The sequence below is a fragment of the Herbidospora cretacea genome, assembly GCF_001570605.1.
Lineage (GTDB): Bacteria > Actinomycetota > Actinomycetes > Streptosporangiales > Streptosporangiaceae > Herbidospora > Herbidospora cretacea.
Window position 1 is genome coordinate 395,704 of record NZ_BBXG01000003.1, and the last position, 17,098, is coordinate 412,801.

Below are 17,098 nucleotides of genomic sequence, written 5' to 3' on the forward strand. Positions count from 1 at the left end.
CGACGCCCTGCTGTTCCTGACCGGCGTGCTCGCCCTCGCCGACACCCTCATCCGCCGCCGTCTTTGACGGACCCACCGGGGCGGCGCCGTCACCGGCGCCGCTCCGGCGGCCCTCCGCCGGTCAGGGTTTCAGCCAGTCGCTGTCGGGGCGGCACAGCAGGCGGGCGTTGCTGTAGGCCATGTCGAGCGTCAGGATCGTGTCGCCCCGGTACTGGCCCTCCTTCGAGCTGACCACCAGTGCCAGGTCGGCCACCCCGGGACGCAGCAGGCAGAGCGGCAGCAGCAACTGGATCTCCCCCTGGTAGAACTGCGGGACGGCGGTCTTGTAGTTGCGGTACACCCGCTGCTGCGTCTGCGCCTTGGCCGCCACCAGGCTCTGCCGGGCCAGGAACTTCTGGTCCTGGAGCTCCTTGGGGAAACGGCTGATGTTGTCGTCCAGGACGTGGTCGACGTCGATGTACAGCTCGCGCCTGCGGTCGTAGAGGAGGACGCCGGGGTCGTCGAAATAGTCGACCAGCTCCGGGAACACCTCGAACTTCCCCAGCATCCGGTGGTCGCTGGCGGCGTGGAAACCGGCGAGTTTCCAGTTGCGGCCGTCGTTGCCGGACGGCTTGCTGCCGAACAGGGCGAAGATCTCCTCCTGGTTCGGGGTGACCAGGCCCGTGTTGAAACAGGCGACGGGACGGTTGCCGTCGCGGCCGATCGCGATCTTCCGGCCGGGGGACTCGCGGTCCTCCTTCTCCAGCCTGGCGAAGGTGTAGAGGAGGTAGCTCCTGAGGATCGGGTAGTCGGTGTGGGTGTCGGCCCGGACGCTGTGCTGCCACGACTCCTTCTCGGCCTTCGCGGCGAGCTGGGGCAGCCACTCGTCCTCCGCGCCCATGTCGGCGAACCGGGCCAGCGGCGTGCGCGAATCCTGGCGCTTCACCCGGACGGCCACCATCCGGCCGTCCTTGCCCGCCTGCTCCTCGAACCAGACGACCTCGCCGTCCTCGGCCGTCATCCGGCCGTTCTTCTTGTACGGCAGGATGCGGGTGTGGTGGAAGAACAGGTCGGCGGTGCCGTCGTCCGGCGTGATGAAGCCGTAGCCCTTCGGGCGGTCGAACGTCCGGACCCTGCCTTTCTTGCGGTGGGCGGGCGGTCGGACGTTGACGGCCTCCAGCCGGTTCTTCGCGGTGTTCTCCTCGATCTCGAACTCGACCGGCTCTTCGGGGAGAAGGTGACGGAACCCGGTTCCGAGGATTCTCGAGTGGTGGACGAAGACGTCGGGCAGCCGGGGATCGGCTGGACGTATTGTCCCGAAACCGCGTTCGCCGTTGTACTTGTTCACTTTGCTTTGCCCAGCACGGAGGAGCTCTCTTCCGGTTCCACGGGACCGGCGTGACGGCGGACGCGGTGAGCCTGCCACGCCTCCGACTTGCTCTGGTAGCGAGCCCTGAACTCCACTTTCTCGCCCGCCGGGACTTTCTCGCCGCCCGCGAAGGCGATCTCCTCGTGGAACCAGACGTAGGTGCCGTCGGCCAGGAGGATGCGTCCCCACGGCCCGTTGACGCGGTAGTCGAGGAGGGTTCCGTGGTGCAGTTCGTCGGCGTCCATATCGATCTCGCAATGTCTTTACATTCAGGACATAGGTGATGTGTCACCATACGGGCCGCAGAACATGATCACCGCAAAAACTCGATATCGGGATTATTTGGACGGCCATAAAGAATTGGCATCCCGGTATTTATGGTTATATGTCCAAATGGTGCTGAATCCTTCAAATCGGACGAAAAGGGCGTGTCGCGGCAAGGCGTAGGGGTACGCCGCCGCTCATGGCTCAGACCGTCGGTGACCACCTGGTGCGGCGACTCCAGGAATGGGGCGTGGCGCAGGTGTTCGCCTATCCAGGGGACGGAATCAACGGGATCCTCGCGGCGATGGGCCGCGCGGGCGACGTGCCGAGGTTCGTGCAGAGCCGGCACGAGGAGATGTCGGCCTTCGCCGCCGTCGGGTACGCCAAGTTCAGCGGCCGGGTCGGCGTCTGCATGGCCACCTCGGGCCCCGGGGCGATCCACCTGCTGAACGGCCTCTACGACGCCAAGCTCGACCACGTGCCGGTGGTGGCCATCGTCGGCCAGACGGCCCGCAGCGCCATGGGCGGCAGCTACCAGCAGGAGGTCGACCTCCAGGCGCTGTTCAAGGACGTCGCCTCCGAATACCTGGTCGAGGTCAACGTGGCCGAGCAGCTGCCCAACGCGCTCGACCGGGCGATCCGCACCGCCGAGGCCTCCCGCGCGCCGACCGCAGTGATCATCCCGTCGGACCTCCAGGAGGAGGAGTACGCCGCGCCCGAGCACGCCTTCAAGCAGGTGCCCTCCAGCCCGCCGGGCACCGCCTGGGCCCACTCGGTCGCCTCCGGCGAGGACATCGCCAGGGCCGCCGACGTGATCAACGCGGGGGAGCGGCTCGCCGTCCTGGTCGGGCAGGGCGCCCGGAACGCCGCCGAGCACGTGCGCAGGCTGGCCGACCTCACCGGCGCGGGGGTGGCCAAGGCGCTGCTGGGCAAGGACGTGCTGCCCGACGACCTGCCCTACGTCACCGGGGCGATCGGGCTGCTCGGGACCCGGCCCAGCTACGAGATGATGCGCGACTGCGACACCCTGCTCATCGTGGGGTCGAACTTCCCGTACAGCCAGTTCCTGCCGGAGTTCGGGCAGGCCAGGGCGGTGCAGATCGACATCGACGGCCGGTTCATCGGGATGCGCTATCCCACCGAGGTCAACCTGGTCGGCGACGCCGCCGCCACGCTCGACGCGCTGCTGCCGATGGTCCGGCCCAAGCCGGACAACGCCTGGCGGGAGGCCATCGAGAGGAACGTGGCCGAGTGGTGGGCCACCATGGACCGCGAGGCGCGGGTGGCGGCCAAACCGGTCAACCCGATGCTGATCGTCTCGGAGCTGTCGCGGCGCGTCCCGGGGAACGCGATCGTGACGGCCGACTCGGGGTCGTCCACCAACTGGTACGCCCGCAACCTGCGGATGCGCGAGGGCATGCGAGGGTCGCTGTCGGGCACCCTCGCCACGATGGGGCCCGGCGTCCCCTACGCGATCGGGGCCAAGTTCGCCTGCCCCGACCGGCCGGTGGTCGCCCTGGTCGGCGACGGGGCCATGCAGATGAACGGCCTGGCCGAGCTGATCACCGTCGCCCGCTACCAGCACCTGTGGCGCGACCCGCGCCTGGTCGTCTGCGTCTTCCACAACAACGACCTCAACCAGGTGACCTGGGAGCTGCGGGCCATGGGCGGCGCGCCGAAGTTCGAGGCGTCGCAGAGCCTGCCCGACGTCGACTACGCCCTGTTCGCCCGGTCCCTCGGACTGGAGGGGATCACGGTGGCCGAGCCGGACCGCCTGGGGGAGGCGTGGGACCGGGCCTTCGCGTCGGGCGTCCCGACGGTGCTCGACATCCACTGCGACCCGGAGGTGCCGCCGATCCCGCCCCACGCGACCTTCGACCAGGTCAGGTCGGTGACCGAGGCCGTGCTGAAGGGCGACCCCGACGCCTTCCACCTGGTGGCGCAGGGCGTGAAGACCAAGGCGCAGGAGTTCCTGCGGGGCAGGCGGAGCGGTTAGGGGTCCCGCCTCCGGGCAGCCGTGTCCCCTGCGGGGGAGACGATCCAAGGGAGTGATCATGAAGGCCGTCACCTGGCACGGCAAGCGCGACGTGCGCGTGGACGAGGTCGCCGACCCGGCCATCAAGGAACCCAACGACGCGATCATCAAGGTCACCTCGACCGCCATCTGCGGTTCCGACCTCCATCTGTACGAACTGTTCGGCCCCTTCATCGACGAGGGCGACATCCTCGGCCACGAGCCGATGGGGATCGTGCAGGAGGTCGGCCCCGAGGTCACCCACATCAAGCCCGGCGACCGCGTGGTGATCCCGTTCAACATCGCGTGCGGCCACTGCCACACCTGCGACCAGAGCCTGTACGCCCAGTGCGAGACCACCCAGGTCCGCGACCAGGGCAAGGGCGCCGCCCTGTTCGGCTACACCAAGCTCTACGGCCAGGTCCCCGGCGGCCAGGCCGAGTACCTGCGCGTGCCGCAGGCCCAGTTCGGCCCGGTCAAGGTGCCCGAGGGGCCGCCCGACGAGCGGTTCCTGTTCCTGTCCGACGTGCTGCCCACCGCCTGGCAGGCCGTCGCGTTCGCCGACGTGCCTGACGGCGGCTCGGTCGCGGTCTTCGGCCTCGGCCCGATCGGCCAGATGTCGGCCCGCATCGCCGTCCACAAGGGCTACCGGGTGATCGGGGTCGACGGGGTGCCCGAGCGGCTGGAGATGGCCCGCCGCCACGGCGTCGAGACCGTCGACGCCGCAGAGGTCGAGAACGTGCAGGCCGCGATCCTGGACCTGACCCGGGGCCGGGGCGCCGACTCGGTGATCGACGCGGTCGGCATGGAGGCGCACGGCTCGCCGATGGCCAAGATGGCCCAGACCATGACGGGCCTGCTGCCGGACAAGCTCGCCGCGCCGCTCATGTCCACCGCCGGGGTCGACCGCCTGAGCGCCCTGTACGCCGCCTTCGACGCCGTCCGGCGTGGCGGCACGGTGTCCATCTCCGGGGTGTACGGCGGCATGAGCGACCCCATGCCGATGCTGAAGCTGTTCGACAAGGGCGTCACCCTGCGCATGGGCCAGGCCCACGTGAAGCGCTGGATCGACGACCTCATGCCGCTCGTGGCCGACGACGCCGACCCATTGGGCGTCATGGACCTGACCACGCACCGGATGCCGCTTTCGCAGGCGCCGGAGGCGTACGAGATGTTCCAGAAGAAGCGCGACGGCGCGGTGAAGGTGCTTCTGCAGCCCTGAGTCGCGCTTGCCCCCGGGACGTCGGGGTAGCCGGGCGGTATGAACGAGCGCCTGGCCCCCGACCGCCCGACCGAAGTGCTCCGACGTTCGTGGTGGCAGGTGCTCAAGCGCACCGTCAGGGAGTTCCAGGAAGACAAGATCACCGACTGGGCCGCCGCGCTGACCTACTACGCGATCCTGTCGATCTTCCCGGCGCTGCTGGCCGTGGTCTCCCTGCTGGGCCTGTTCGGCCAGTCGGCGACCCAGCCGATCTCGGAGAACCTGAGCGCCGTCGCGCCCGGCCCGGCCAAGGAGATCATCGACACGGTCCTGGTGTCGCTCCAGGAGAACCAGGGCGCGGCCGGGGTGGCGACGGTCATCGGCCTGGTGGTCGCGCTCTGGTCGGCCTCCGGCTACGTCGGGGCGTTCATGCGGGCCGCCAACGTCATGTACGAGATGCCCGAGGGCCGCCCCATCTGGAAGACCCTGCCGCTGCGGCTCGGGATCACCGCCGTGCTCGTCGTGATGATGGCGGCCGGGGCGGTGGCCGTGGTCTTCACCGGCGCCCTCGCCGAGCAGGCCGGGCGGATGCTCGGCATCGGCGACACCGGCCTGGCGATCTGGAACATCGCCAAGTGGCCGGTCCTGGTCGTCATCGTGATCGTCGTGCTGGCGCTGCTCTACTGGTTCGCCCCCAACGTCGAGCACCCCGGCTTCCGCTGGATCACCCCCGGCAGCACCGTCGCGGTCGTCTGCTGGATCGCCGCCTCGGCCGGGTTCGGCTTCTACGTCGCCAACTTCGCCACCTACAGCAAGACCTACGCGACCCTGGCCGGCGTGATCGTCTTCCTCGTCTGGCTGTGGATCACCAACATCGCGGTCCTGCTCGGCGTGGAGTTCGACGCCGAGATCGCCCGGGGCCGCGCCATCGCGGCGGGCGAGCCCGCGTCGCGGGAGCCCTACGTCGCCCCGCGCGACACCCGCAAGATGGACCCGGACGAGGTGCCGTGAGGAGAAGGTTCGCCGCCCCGGGCTGAGGGCAGGCCGAAGGTATGAACGCAACCTTCGGCTTCGACTTCGACCGCCGCTACCGGCCGCTGCTGGGCGTGCTCGGCATCCGCCCGGAGACCAGCGGGGTGATCGTCACCGAAGAGGGCATCCGGGTGAGGTTCGGCCCGTGGCAGGTCATGACCGGCCTCGACAACCTGGCGGGCATCGAGGTCACCGGCCCCTACGGCGCGGCCAAGGCCATCGGCCCGCGCATCTCGCTCGCCGATCGGGGGCTGACCTTCGGGTCGAACACCCGGCAGGGCGTCTGCCTGCGATTCCACCGGCCGGTCCCGGGCGGCGAGCCGACCGGGATGCTGCGCCACCCCGGCCTCACCGTCACCGTCGCAGACCCGCGGGCACTGGCCGACCGGCTGCGGCCCCACGTCAAGCCCAGCTGATCCCGAACGTCCCGCCGTCCACCCGCGCGTCCCAGGCGACCGGTTCGCGGGCGAACCAGTCGTCCTCGGCCGCCGTCCAGACCAGCCAGTCGGCGGTGTGGCAGACGCCGTCGCGGGCGATGACCCGCGCTTGTCTGACCTCGCGGGGCGCCTCGACCCACACCCGGAACGCCGCCGGGCACGACGCCCGCGCCACGCTCACGCCCTCGACGATCACCACGTCGGCCGGGGGCACCTCGATCGGCTCGGCGTAGGCGGCCCGGCGCCAGTCGTACCGGGAGAAGACCGCCGCCGAGCCCCGTCCGAGCGGCTCCAGCACGTCCCGGCGCAGATGCCCGAACCAGGATTCGGGGCCCTGGTCCCAGGGGATGGGAAAGTCGTCGCTGTGCACCACTGGTGCGCCGTTCAGCGCCTCGGACAGCAGGCCGGCGAAGGTCGTCTTGCCCGAGCCGCCCGGGCCGTCGACCGCCACCAGCCTCACCGGGCCACACGACGGTCGCGACGACGTGATGCGGGCGGCCAGGTCGGCGAGGGTCGGCATGCCCCGATCGTGCCAGGCCGGCCCACTACGGGTAGCCTGCGGGCTCCCCATCGATTTTCGGAAGGACTGATCGTGCAGGGACCCCTCAGCGGTGTCGTGGTGCTCGACCTCTCCCGGGCGCTGGCCGGCCCTCACGCCGCCCAGATGCTCGGCGACCTGGGCGCCCACGTCATCAAGATCGAGAATCCTTCGGGCGGGGACGAGGCACGCGGCTGGGGGCCCCACGTCGGCCCGGACAGTGACATCTCGACGTACTTCCTGGCGGCCAACCGCAACAAGCGGTCGATCACCCTCGACCTCAAGGCCGACGAGGGGCGCGAGACCCTCACCCGGCTGATCCGCCACGCCGACGTCCTCATCGAGAACTTCCGGACCGGCGTGCTGGCCCGGCTCGGCTTCTCCGCCGAGAGGATCGAGGAGCTCAACCCGCGCATGGTCGTGCTCTCGATCACCGGTTTCGGGCACGACGGCCCCGAGGCCGGACGGCCCGGCTACGACCAGATCGCCCAGGGCGAGGCCGGACTGATGTCGATCACCGGGCCCCCCGGGCAGCCCCACCGCGCCGGGCCCTCGATCGCCGACCTGCTGGCGGGCATCCACGGCGCCTACGGCGTGGCCGCCGCCCTCTACGAGCGCGAGAAGACCGGCAGGGGCGGGGTCGTGCGGACCTCGCTGCTGGCCTCGGTCGTCGGCGTGCACGCCTACCACGGCACCCAGTGGACGGTCGCGGGCCAGGTCCCCCAGGCCAACGGCAACCACCACGCCTCCATCGCCCCCTTCGGCGCGTTCCGCTGCGGCGACGGCATGATCCAGATCGCGGCCGGCACCGAGGGCCACTGGCAGAAGGTCGCCGAGCTCCTCGGCATCGACGCCGCCCGGCCCGAATACGCCACCAACCGCGACCGCTTCGCCAACCGCGACCAGCTCGTCAACGAGATGGAGAAGGTCCTCACCACCGAGACGCGCGGCCACTGGCTCGGCGCGCTGGCGAAGGCCGGGGTCCCGGCCGGGTCGATCCGGACCATCGACGAGGTCTACGCCTGGGACCAGACCCGCTCCCAGGGGCTCCTCGTCGAGGTCGACCACCCCGTCCTGGGCCCGATCGAGCTGCCCGGACCGGTGCTCCGCTTCGACGCCCACGCCCCGGGCGACCACTCCGCCCCGCCCGCCCTCGGCGCCGACACCGAGGCCGTCCTCGACTGGCTCAAGGGGAAAGAGGCGCAGTGACCCCCCAGAGACCCGACGCGCGCACCCTGATCGAGGTCGTGCTCGACCCCGGCTCGTGGGTCTCCTGGGACCGTCCGCCCGCCGAGGCGGCCGTTCCCGGCTCCGAATACGCCGCCGAACTGGCCGCCGCCCGGCGCAGATCCGGCTACGACGAATCGGTCATCACCGGTGAGGGACGGCTCGGCGGACGCCGGGTCGCCGTCGTCGCCGGGGAGTTCTCCTTCCTCGCCGGGTCGATCGGCGTCGCGGCGGCCGAACGGCTGGTCTCCGCCGTCGAACGGGCCACCGCCGAACGGCTGCCTCTGCTGGCCGCGCCCGCCAGCGGGGGGACCCGGATGCAGGAGGGGGCGATGGCGTTCGTCCAGATGATCAAGATCACCGCCGCGGTCACCGCCCACAAGGAGTCCGGCCTTCCCTACGTCGTCTACCTGCGCCACCCGACCACCGGGGGCGTGTTCGCGTCATGGGGGTCGCTGGGCCACGTCACCGCCGCCGAACCGGGCGCGATGATCGGCTTCCTGGGGCCGCGCGTCTTCGAGTCCCTGTACGGCTACCGCTTCCCCAGCGGCGTACAGGAGTCGGAGAACCTGTTCGCCCACGGCCTGGTCGACGCGGTGGTCCCGGCGGCCGAGGCGCGCGAGATGGCCGTCAGGGCGCTCGGCGTGCTCTGCGCGCCGAAGGACCCGCCGGTCCCGCCCGCCGAGGACACCCCGCCCGCGCGGACCGACGTCCCCGCCTGGGACGCCATCGTCAGCTCCCGCCGCGACGACCGCCCCGGCGTCCGCACCCTGCTGAGACTGGCCGCCGCCGACGTCACCCCGCTCAACGGCACCGGCGCGGGCGAGAGCGACCCCGGCCTGCTGCTGGCCCTGGCCAGGTTCGGCGGCGCGCCCGCCGTGGTCCTCGGCCAGGACCGGCGCGGCGCGCGGGCCGGCCTGAAGATCGGCCCGGCCGGGCTGCGGGTGGCCCGGCGCGGCATGAAGCTCGCCGAGGAACTCGGCCTGCCCCTGGTCACCGTCATCGACACCGCCGGGGCGGAACTGTCGAAGGCGGCCGAGGAGGGCGGCCTGGCGGGGGAGATCGCCCGCTGCCTGGCCGATCTGGTCATGCTCGACGCGCCCACGGTCTGCCTGCTGCTCGGCCAGGGGTCGGGCGGGGCGGCCCTGGCCCTGCTGCCCGCCGACCGGGTGCTGGCCGCCCAGCACGCCTGGCTGTCCCCGCTCCCGCCCGAGGGCGCGTCGGCCATCCTCTACCGGACGGTCGACTTCGCCCCCGAGATCGCCCAGGCGCAGGGGGTCAGGGCGGCGGACCTGCAGCGCGACGGCATCGTCGACCGGATCATCGCCGAGTGCCCCGACGCCGTCTACGAGCAGCAGGCCTTCACCCGGCGCGTGGCCAGAGCCCTGGAGGAGGAGATCGCCACCCTCCTGGCCCAGCCCGCCGGAGACCGCGTGAACCGCCGGATCGCTCGCTATCGAGCGGTGGGGACGGTCACGGGGTGACGCACATCCGGCCGGTGCACGCGAGGATTTCCGCGGCGTGTGCCGGGTGCGGCAGGCGACGACGCGCGCCGACGAACGCCTCAGCGGATTCCCGGGCAGTCGAAGTCGTCGCGAATCTCCGCTCGACGAAATTCTGACGCTCCGAATTTCTGCACGGAAATGAATGGCGTCAATGCGCGCGGATGCTCGGCGCATTGCCTGTTCACGGCGGATCCGAACGGGCGAGCCCTTCCGGTCGAAAGGGCTCGCCCGGGTGGGTCAGACGCAGATGGCGTAGACCTTGAGCTTGGCGCTCCTGTTGTGGTCGAGCGTGACCCGGACCGCCCAGCCGGTGCTGTTGCCGTTGACGGTCGGCTTGCTCATGGACACGTTCTTGACGAAGTCGGCGCCGTAGGTGACCTCATGGCCGCCACCGACGATCTTCTTGCCCGGGTCGCAGGAGGTCAGGACGATGTCCGAGCTGCTGTCGACTGTGGTCTCGGTGCCGGTCTTGATGACCGGCGTGACGCTGCCCGAGGTGCCGTCCCGGCCGTCTTTGCCGTCGGCGCCCTTGGCTCCGGCCGGGCCGGCGGGGCCCGCGGGGCCGGTCTCGCCCTTCTCGCCCTTCGCTCCGGCCGGGCCCGCCGGGCCCGTCTCGCCCTTGGGCCCCTGCGGACCGGTGGCGCCGGTCTCGCCCTTCACACCCTGCGGTCCGGCGGCGCCGGTCTGGCCCTTGGGGCCCTGCGGGCCGGTCTGGCCCTTCGGGCCCTGGGGGCCGGTGGCGCCGGTCATGCCCTGGAGGCCCGCCGGGCCCTGCGCGCCCTGGCCACCCCAAGTGATCTTCGTCTCGGTGGGGCGGCACTTCGTCGTCGCGGTGACGATGCGCGCGTACCGGGTCTTCTTGTTGACACAGGCGTGGATGACGGTGTCAGCGGCCGAAGAGGCGGTCGCCATGCCTCCGACGGCGAAAATCGAACCCGCGAGCGCGCCGACGGTCAAAATCCCGACAGTACGTCCGCCCGGCAACCTGATAGCCACTGCAATTCCTTCCGATGAAAACAGCGTGTCCTCTGTTTCTGAAGAGGATCCTGTGGTTGACGGCCCACGGGCGCGCGCGGTTCACCGGTCGAATATCACAGCTTTATATCGACGTTTCCGTAGGTGTTCACTTACGGGAAACTCACACCCATTGTCAGCCCTTCGATAAAGTGCTGACTGGACGGATCGTCCAACATGGACATAGAGTCCAGTCGTGGACGATGACCCCCGGGTGCGAACCTGGTCGCCGGTGTGCCGGGCCGTGGCGGCGCTGCTCGGCCCCTACGCCGAGGTGGTCCTGCACGACCCGGCCACCGACCGGATCCTGGCCGTCTGGAACCCGATGAGCTCGCGCGGCCCGGGAGACCCGTCGCTGCTGGGCGAGCTCGACGCCCTCGATCCCTCGGGCCCCGACGTGTTCGGGCCCTACGAGAAACTGCTCGCCGACGGACGGCGGCTGTCGTCAGTCAGCGCGGTCCTGCGCGACGCCGGCGGCGGGGCCTCGGTCGTGCTGTGCGTCAACCTCGACCGCACCCCGCTGGAGCAGGCGGCGGCCGTGCTGTCGGCCTTCGGCGCCCCGGTGGTCCCCCGGCCGGAGCCGCTGTTCGAGCACGACTGGACCGAGCGCGTCCAGCACGTCGTCGGCTCCTACGTGCGCGAGTGCGGCCGGCCGGTGGAGCGGCTGACCCGCGCCGACCGCCTCGCGGTGCTGGCCCGGCTGGAGGAGGCCGAGGTGTTCGCCGTGCGGCGCGCCACGCCGGTCGTCGCCCGCGCCCTGCGGGTCTCCCGATCCACCCTCTACGGCCTGCTGGCCGAGCTCAGAGCAGCACCGAACGCGAAGGACCACGCCCGATGACCCGGCTGCCCGACTTCCGCCTTGAGACCTACTTCTCCCGGTGGGAGTTCACCGCGCGGCACCACCTGACCGCCTCCGACGCCCAGACCATGTCGCTCGGCGACCTGCTCGCCCTGGCCGACGACGACGACCGGGCCGCCTTCGAGAACCTGTCCCTCGGCTACACCACCACCCACGGCGACCCGGCCCTGCGCGAGGCGATCGCCTCGACCTACGAGCGGGTGGACGCCGCCGACGTCCTCTGCTTCGCGGGCGCGGAGGAGGCCCTCTACCTGGCGATGAACGTCCTGCTCGACGCCGGGGACCACGCGGTCGTGGTGACGCCGAACTACCAGGCGGCCGAGACCGTGCCGCTGGCGCTGTGCGAGGTCACCGGCGTCGCCCTCGACCCCGGCGACGACTGGGCCCTGGACCTCGGCCGGATCAGGGAAGCGATCAGGCAGAACACCCGGGTGGTGTCGGTCAACTTCCCCAACAACCCCACCGGCAAGGTGCTGCCCGCCGCCGACTTCGCCGAACTGGCCCGCATCTGCGACGAGCGCGGGATCCACCTGTTCAGCGACGAGGTCTACCGGGGCCTGGAACGCGACCCGGCCCGCACCCTGCCGCAGGCCGCCGACCTGTCCGAGCGGGCGCTGTCGCTGAACGTGACCTCGAAGTCCTTGGGCCTGCCGGGCCTGCGGATCGGCTGGCTCGCCTGCCGCGACCGCGCCCTGCTCGCCCGGCTGGAGCGGGCCAAGCACTACACGACCATCTGCAACTCGGCCCCCAGCGAGGTGCTGGCCCGGATCGCGATCAAGGCCCGCACCACGATCCTGGCCCGCAACCGCGCCCTGATCACCCGCAACCTGCCGGTCTTCGACGCCTTCTTCGCCGCCTTCCCGGACCTGTTCGAGTGGCGCGCGCCGGACGGTGGCTGCGTCGCCTACCCCCGGTATCTCGGCCCCGAGGGGGTCGAGGAGTTCTGCGCCCGCCTGGTGGAGGAGGCCGGCGTCCTGCTGCTGCCGGCGAGCGTCTACCGCTCCGACCTCACGCCCACCCCGGCCGACCGCTTCCGCGTCGGGGTCGGCCGCGCCGGCCCCGAGGCGGGCCTGTCGGCCTTCCGCGCGTGGCTCGGCGGCTAGCCCGAGGTCAGCGGGATGGCGACGCGCTCGACCCTGATCGAGTGCACCTCCTCACGGGGCACCACGACCTCGTAGGCCCCGTGGTCGACGAGCCAGTAGCCGAGCGCCTCGGCCTTCAGGCCGCTGTGGCCCGTGTAGGCGATGTGCAGGCCGCCGTCCTCGCCGTCGTCCTCGTCGAGGATCAGGCAGGGCTCGCCGCCGAACTCGCCGACCGTCCGGAGCAGCACCAGGCGGTCGAGGTCCTTGATCGTGACGGCCAGGCGGTGGTAGCCGCGCCCGCGCTCGAAACCGCGCTCGGCCGACTCGCTGAACAGGACCACGTCGTCGCCCCCGGGGCCGATCGCCGCGGGATAGTTGCGCCCCCGGTAGGTCGCCATGAACCCCAGCCCCACGGGTTCGATCTCGCCGCTCATGCCGCCGGCCGCCACGACAGGCCGTCGAAGGCCGCGAAGAGGCGTTCGCCCTGGCGGGTGAGGTGGACGATCTCGGCGCCCGCCGGGATCGGCATGGGCATGGTGTGGAACTGCGGCACGACGTGCTCCCGCGAGGCGGTGAAGCCGTTTCCGGCGAAGGGGGGCGAATCGCTCCAGTCGCCGCCCATGTGGGGGCCGTAGGGAACGACGTAGGTGTCGATCTCCCGCGCCAGCCAGCGCAGGATGTAGAGCTCCGGCACGCCGGGGACGAGCTCCGACCCCTCGAAGGCGAGGTCGAGCGCGTCGACGATCGCCCGGGGGGTGGTCAGCCGCTCGCAGTCCTGCACCCGGTAGACGTAACCGGAAATCACGGTCCGCCGGCCGGCCAGGTATGGCACGAGCAGGCGCGGTGGGATCACCTTCTGCATGCGCGTGCTCTGCCCTGGCTCAGTCATGCTGGACAGTTTACGAGTGATTGACTTCCTCACCTCCTGTTAGGAGGGATTCACCCGGCAATGTCCGCGATTGTGAATCGGCGGTGCTGCAGCGACGGCACCGCCGTGCGGACCGCCTCGGCCCTGGCCTCGTCGATCACGCCGGTGGCGACGCCCGGAGCGGGGCCCAGGTCCCTGGTCACCACGCCCATCGGGTCGACGAGCATGCTGTGCCCGACGCCGAACCCGTCGTGGTGCGGCGGCTGGCCGACCGCGATGGTCCAGGTGGTGTTCTCGATCGCCCGCGCCCGGACCATGGTGGTCCAGTGGTCCTCCTTCAGCGGGCCCGACGCCCAGGCGGCGATCACCGCGAACACCTCGGCGCCCCGGTCGACCAGGGCCCGCGCGAGCTCGGGGAAGCGCACGTCGTAACAGGTGATCAGGCCCACGCGCAGGCCCGCCACCTCGGCCACGACCGGCTCGGAGCCGGGGCTGACGAACTCCGACTCCCTCGACCCGAACGAGTCGAACAGATGGATCTTCCGGTACGTCCCCTTCAGCGTCCCGTCGGCGTCGATGGCCACCGCGGTGTTGGCGACGCGCCCCCCGTCGGGCTCCCAGACGCCGGCGACGACGGCGGTGCCGAACTCGCGGGCGGCCTCCTGGAGGCCGGTGACGAACGGCCCGTCGAGGGGTTCGGCCACGTCGCCGATGTGGCGGCCGAACCGGCTCAGCGTGGCTTCGGGGAAGACGGCCAGGTCGGCCGGCGTCGAGGCGAGCGCCTCACGCACGGCCTCCAGGTTCTTCTTCGGCTCGTGGTCGATCGGGATCTGTCCCAGCGCTACGACGGTCACCCGCCCCAGTCTGCCTGTTGGGGACCACTTCCATCCAGGTGAGGCACCGCCAGACCCACTCCAGGGGGCCGTACCGGAAATTCGACAGCCACCACGTGGAGAACGCCCACTGCGCGACCAGCGTCACGGCGGTGACCACGACGACCGAGACGAACGACCCGGCCCCGGCCGCGATGATCACGAACGAGCTGGAGACGTAGTTGGTCAGCGCCATCCGCCCCAGCGGCTCGAACACCCGGGGGCTCAGCAGCAGGAACCCCGACGCGTACGCCGCCGCCCCGGCCAGCGCGGCCGGGAAGCCGCCGACGCCCCAGAACGTGAACGCCACCAGCACGACCACGCTGCCCAGGAAGAAGGGCAGGCTCGGCCTGGGGCCGCCGTGGTCGACGCAGGCCAGGCCCAGCAGGAACAGGCCGCCGATGAGGACCCACGGGCTCCCCTGGACGATCGCCCAGGCCACCACCACGGCGCCCAGCACCGGGTTGAGCCATTTCGGCAGGTAGCTGGCGGGCAGCAGCACGACCACGCCGAAGATCGCGTAGGGGAGCAGCACCTCGCCGGGCGTCAGCCACCAGTGGCCGACGCCGAACAGCGCCAGCACGGCCAGCCGCCGCAGCATGATCAGCCGGTCGTCGTGGGCCCGCAGGAACAGCGCGAAGCTCACGCCGAACAGGAACGCGAAGATCGGGTAGAACCGGCCCTCGGCGAACCCCATCAACCGCGCGCCCTCGGCGGGACGGGGGTCGACGTGCTGCCAGGTGTTGACCAACATGATCCCGCAGACCGCGAAACCCCTCAGGGCGTCCAGCTCCCGGATCCTGGCCATGCGAACAGAGTAGGTTGTGCGGGTGCTAGTTGGACGTATGAGGGAATTCGGCCCCACGATTTTCGCCGAGATGACGCAGTTGGCCGTCCGGACCGGCGCGATCAACCTGGGCCAGGGGTTCCCCGACGAAGACGGTCCCGCCGCCATGCTCGCCGTGGCGACCGAGGCGATCCTGGGCGGCCGCAACCAGTACGCGCCCGGCCTGGGCGTCCCCGAGCTCCGGCAGGCGGTCTCCGACCACGCGAAGGAGACCCAGGGCCTGTCCTACGACCCCGACACCGAGATCCTCGTCACGGTCGGCGCGACCGAGGCGATCGCGGCGGCGGTCCTGGCCCTGGTCGAACCGGGCGACGAGGTGATCGTCTTCGAGCCGTTCTACGACTCCTACCCGGCGGCGATCGCGCTGGCCGGGGGCGCCCGCCGCGCGGTCCCGCTGCGGCCGGTCGACGGCCGGTTCACCTTCGACCCGGCCGACCTCACTGCGACGCCGAGGACCAAGGCGATCATCGTCAATTCGCCGCACAATCCGACCGGCACCGTTTTCACCCACGACGAATTGGCGGCCATCGCCGCGTTCTGCCGCGACAACGACGTGATCGCGATCACCGACGAGGTCTACGAACACCTGACCTTCGACGGCGTGAAACACGTCTCGCTGGCCACGTTCCCCGGAATGCGCGAGCGGACGGTGCGCATTTCCAGCGCCGGTAAATCGTTCTCGGTGACCGGCTGGAAAACGGGCTGGATCTGTTCCACGCCGGAACTCGTGTCGGCGGTGACGGCGGTGAAACAGTTCCTCACCTACACCTCGGCCGTTCCGTGGCAGCTCGCCGTGGCCCACGCGCTGCGCCACGAACTCGGCTGGGTGAACGGCCTGCGCGACCAGCTCCAGGCCAAACGCGACCGGCTGTCGCGGGGCCTGTCCCGGGCGGGCTTCGAGGTGCTGAGAACGGCGGGGACCTATTTCGTGCAGACCGACATCCGGCCGCTCGGCTTCGCCGACGGGCTGGAGCTGACCCGCCGGCTGCCCGAGCTCGCCGGGGTGGTGGCCATCCCCACGCAGGTCTTCTACGACCACACCGAGGCGGGCCGCCACTACGTCAGGTTCGCCTTCTGCAAGCGCGACGAGGTGATCGACGCGGCCGTCGAACGGCTGAGCGCCCTCCAGGCGTGACGGAAGAATCAGATCTTCCGGCCGACCACCCCGTAGGCGCCCCTGACCGAGCCGGTCGGGAGGGCGCCGAGGTGCTTCCAGTCGGAGGCCCAGACCAGGCCGGGCTCGACCACCTGGAAGCCGTCGAAGAAGCGCAGCACCTGCTCGCCGGTGCGGTGGGTGACCTGGAGCGGGCCGGTGGGGAAGCCGTCGGCGAGCTCGAAGTCCGCCGTCAGGTGGGTGAGGGCCAGGTAGGAGCCGGGGACGGTCGCGTCGGTGCAGGCGCGGACGGCCGCCCACGGGTCGTCCTCGTCGCGGAGGTGCGTGAGGGTGCCGACGATGATCACCGCGATCGGGCGGGAGAAGTCCAGGGTCGCCCGGACCTCGGGGCTGTCCAGGATGGTCCGCGGACGCCGCAGGTCGGCCTCGATGTAGGTGGTGCGGCCCTCCGGGGCGCCGCGCAGCAGGGCCCGCGCGTGGACCAGCACGACGGGGTCGTTGTCGACGTAGGCCACCCGCGCCGCCGGGTTGAGCCCCTGGGCGACCTCGTGGGTGCTGCCCGACGCCGGGATGCCGCTGCCGAGGTCGAGGAACTGGTCGACGCCCTGCTCGCAGAGCCACCGCACGGCCCGCCCGAGGAAGGCCCGGTTCTCCCTGGCGCCGGTCACCACGCCCGGCGTGGCGGCCATGACGGCCTCGGCGACGGCCCGGTCGGCGGCGTAGTTGTCCTTGCCGCCCAGCCAGTAGTCGTACACCCGCGCCGGATGCGGGACGTTCGGGTCCACGTTCGGAGCGTTCATGTCAGGGCTCCTATATAGCGGCGAATTTGGGGGGAGCTTAGCGAAACACCCCATATCAATCCGGCGCGGAGAACTT

At 71.1% G+C, this 17,098-nt stretch carries 18 protein-coding genes; 9 read left to right on the plus strand and 9 right to left on the minus strand.

Going from position 1 to position 17,098, the window contains the following annotated elements:
• Positions 1 to 121: 121 nt before the first annotated feature.
• Both AW270_RS07595 and AW270_RS38555 read right to left on the minus strand, forming a co-directional pair.
• Positions 122 to 1,327: a DUF3825 domain-containing protein gene (locus AW270_RS07595; protein ID WP_061292126.1), complete on the minus strand. Its 1,206-nt coding sequence runs from the start codon at positions 1,325 to 1,327 to the stop codon at positions 122 to 124.
• The gene (locus AW270_RS38555; RefSeq protein WP_061292129.1) at positions 1,324 to 1,593 is read right to left on the minus strand and encodes a hypothetical protein; all 270 of its coding nucleotides are present in this window, start codon (positions 1,591 to 1,593) and stop codon (positions 1,324 to 1,326) included. The genes AW270_RS07595 and AW270_RS38555 overlap by 4 nt, the downstream gene beginning before the upstream one ends.
• A gap of 218 nt (positions 1,594 to 1,811) precedes the next feature.
• Between AW270_RS38555 and AW270_RS07605 the strand changes: the two genes are divergently transcribed.
• Genes AW270_RS07605 through AW270_RS07620 form a run of 4 tightly spaced genes read left to right on the plus strand, consistent with a single transcriptional unit; the run spans position 1,812 to position 6,275 of the window.
• Positions 1,812 to 3,608, plus strand: coding sequence for a thiamine pyrophosphate-requiring protein (locus AW270_RS07605; RefSeq protein WP_061292132.1), 1,797 nt, complete (start codon positions 1,812 to 1,814; stop codon positions 3,606 to 3,608).
• A gap of 58 nt (positions 3,609 to 3,666) precedes the next feature.
• Positions 3,667 to 4,848, plus strand: coding sequence for a zinc-dependent alcohol dehydrogenase (locus tag AW270_RS07610; RefSeq protein WP_061292431.1), 1,182 nt, complete (start codon positions 3,667 to 3,669; stop codon positions 4,846 to 4,848).
• A gap of 39 nt (positions 4,849 to 4,887) precedes the next feature.
• Entirely contained in the window at positions 4,888 to 5,838 is a 951-nt protein-coding gene (locus tag AW270_RS07615) for a YihY/virulence factor BrkB family protein (protein WP_061292134.1), read from the plus strand.
• A 41-nt stretch (positions 5,839 to 5,879) separates the two neighbouring features.
• Entirely contained in the window at positions 5,880 to 6,275 is a 396-nt protein-coding gene (locus tag AW270_RS07620) for a hypothetical protein (protein ID WP_061292137.1), read from the plus strand.
• Here AW270_RS07620 and AW270_RS07625 read toward each other — a convergent pair.
• Positions 6,262 to 6,816 carry a uridine kinase family protein gene (locus tag AW270_RS07625; RefSeq protein WP_061292139.1) on the minus strand — a complete coding sequence of 185 codons (555 nt, stop codon included), beginning with the start codon at positions 6,814 to 6,816 and terminating at the stop codon, positions 6,262 to 6,264. The two genes, AW270_RS07620 and AW270_RS07625, sit on opposite strands and share 14 nt — an antisense overlap.
• A 72-nt stretch (positions 6,817 to 6,888) precedes the next feature.
• Between AW270_RS07625 and AW270_RS07630 the strand changes: the two genes are divergently transcribed.
• Together AW270_RS07630 and AW270_RS07635 are read left to right on the plus strand one after the other, a co-directional pair.
• Positions 6,889 to 8,043 carry a CaiB/BaiF CoA transferase family protein gene (locus tag AW270_RS07630; protein ID WP_061292142.1) on the plus strand — a complete coding sequence of 385 codons (1,155 nt, stop codon included), beginning with the start codon at positions 6,889 to 6,891 and terminating at the stop codon, positions 8,041 to 8,043.
• A complete protein-coding gene (locus AW270_RS07635; protein WP_061292145.1) occupies positions 8,040 to 9,545 on the plus strand; it encodes a carboxyl transferase domain-containing protein in 1,506 nt (501 codons plus the stop codon). Before AW270_RS07630 ends, AW270_RS07635 begins: the two co-directional genes overlap by 4 nt.
• Positions 9,546 to 9,803: 258 nt before the next feature.
• Here the strand turns inward: AW270_RS07635 and AW270_RS41740 are convergent, their stop codons facing one another.
• The gene (locus AW270_RS41740) at positions 9,804 to 10,478 is read right to left on the minus strand and encodes a collagen-like domain-containing protein (protein ID WP_082801402.1); all 675 of its coding nucleotides are present in this window, start codon (positions 10,476 to 10,478) and stop codon (positions 9,804 to 9,806) included.
• A 298-nt stretch (positions 10,479 to 10,776) separates the two neighbouring features.
• Here AW270_RS41740 and AW270_RS07645 point away from each other — a divergent pair, with 298 nt between their 5' ends.
• Complete coding sequence (locus AW270_RS07645; RefSeq protein WP_061292150.1) at positions 10,777 to 11,418, plus strand: helix-turn-helix transcriptional regulator; 642 nt, start codon at positions 10,777 to 10,779, stop codon at positions 11,416 to 11,418.
• Positions 11,415 to 12,542: an aminotransferase class I/II-fold pyridoxal phosphate-dependent enzyme gene (locus tag AW270_RS07650; protein ID WP_061292153.1), complete on the plus strand. Its 1,128-nt coding sequence runs from the start codon at positions 11,415 to 11,417 to the stop codon at positions 12,540 to 12,542. Before AW270_RS07645 ends, AW270_RS07650 begins: the two co-directional genes overlap by 4 nt.
• Here AW270_RS07650 and AW270_RS07655 read toward each other — a convergent pair.
• From AW270_RS07655 to AW270_RS07670, 4 genes are read right to left on the minus strand one after another with little or no spacing between them, the layout of a single operon-like run.
• Entirely contained in the window at positions 12,539 to 12,955 is a 417-nt protein-coding gene (locus AW270_RS07655; RefSeq protein ID WP_061292432.1) for a hypothetical protein, read from the minus strand. The genes AW270_RS07650 and AW270_RS07655 overlap by 4 nt on opposite strands.
• A complete protein-coding gene (locus AW270_RS07660; protein WP_061292156.1) occupies positions 12,952 to 13,410 on the minus strand; it encodes a hypothetical protein in 459 nt (152 codons plus the stop codon). The genes AW270_RS07655 and AW270_RS07660 overlap by 4 nt, the downstream gene beginning before the upstream one ends.
• Positions 13,411 to 13,460: 50 nt before the next feature.
• Positions 13,461 to 14,243, minus strand: coding sequence for a carbon-nitrogen hydrolase family protein (locus AW270_RS07665; protein WP_061292159.1), 783 nt, complete (start codon positions 14,241 to 14,243; stop codon positions 13,461 to 13,463).
• Positions 14,173 to 15,069 (minus strand): DUF418 domain-containing protein, encoded by an 897-nt coding sequence (locus AW270_RS07670; protein WP_061292164.1) that lies wholly within the window; start codon positions 15,067 to 15,069, stop codon positions 14,173 to 14,175. The genes AW270_RS07665 and AW270_RS07670 overlap by 71 nt, the downstream gene beginning before the upstream one ends.
• Positions 15,070 to 15,085: 16 nt before the next feature.
• On the opposite strand from AW270_RS07670, the gene AW270_RS07675 reads away from it, so the two are divergent.
• Positions 15,086 to 16,243 (plus strand): pyridoxal phosphate-dependent aminotransferase, encoded by a 1,158-nt coding sequence (locus tag AW270_RS07675; protein WP_275477748.1) that lies wholly within the window; start codon positions 15,086 to 15,088, stop codon positions 16,241 to 16,243.
• Positions 16,244 to 16,251: 8 nt separating this feature from the next.
• Here AW270_RS07675 and AW270_RS07680 read toward each other — a convergent pair whose 3' ends face one another.
• Positions 16,252 to 17,022, minus strand: a complete 771-nt coding sequence (locus AW270_RS07680; protein ID WP_061292170.1) for an SAM-dependent methyltransferase — start codon at positions 17,020 to 17,022, stop codon at positions 16,252 to 16,254.
• Positions 17,023 to 17,098: the final 76 nt, after the last annotated feature.

Bases quoted from the DNA above. Each gene is read 5' to 3' on its own strand.
- AW270_RS07605 (WP_061292132.1), top strand. From the start codon at position 1,812: ATGGCTCAGACCGTCGGTGACCACCTGGTGCGGCGACTCCAGGAATGG.
- AW270_RS07655 (WP_061292432.1), bottom strand. From the start codon at position 12,955: ATGAGCGGCGAGATCGAACCCGTGGGGCTGGGGTTCATGGCGACCTAC.
- AW270_RS07660 (WP_061292156.1), bottom strand. From the start codon at position 13,410: ATGACTGAGCCAGGGCAGAGCACGCGCATGCAGAAGGTGATCCCACCG.
- AW270_RS38555 (WP_061292129.1), bottom strand. From the start codon at position 1,593: ATGGACGCCGACGAACTGCACCACGGAACCCTCCTCGACTACCGCGTC.
- AW270_RS41740 (WP_082801402.1), bottom strand. From the start codon at position 10,478: ATGGCGACCGCCTCTTCGGCCGCTGACACCGTCATCCACGCCTGTGTC.
- AW270_RS07620 (WP_061292137.1), top strand. From the start codon at position 5,880: ATGAACGCAACCTTCGGCTTCGACTTCGACCGCCGCTACCGGCCGCTG.
- AW270_RS07650 (WP_061292153.1), top strand. From the start codon at position 11,415: ATGACCCGGCTGCCCGACTTCCGCCTTGAGACCTACTTCTCCCGGTGG.
- AW270_RS07680 (WP_061292170.1), bottom strand. From the start codon at position 17,022: ATGAACGCTCCGAACGTGGACCCGAACGTCCCGCATCCGGCGCGGGTG.
- AW270_RS07670 (WP_061292164.1), bottom strand. From the start codon at position 15,069: ATGGCCAGGATCCGGGAGCTGGACGCCCTGAGGGGTTTCGCGGTCTGC.
- AW270_RS07625 (WP_061292139.1), bottom strand. From the start codon at position 6,816: ATGCCGACCCTCGCCGACCTGGCCGCCCGCATCACGTCGTCGCGACCG.
- AW270_RS07615 (WP_061292134.1), top strand. From the start codon at position 4,888: ATGAACGAGCGCCTGGCCCCCGACCGCCCGACCGAAGTGCTCCGACGT.
- AW270_RS07610 (WP_061292431.1), top strand. From the start codon at position 3,667: ATGAAGGCCGTCACCTGGCACGGCAAGCGCGACGTGCGCGTGGACGAG.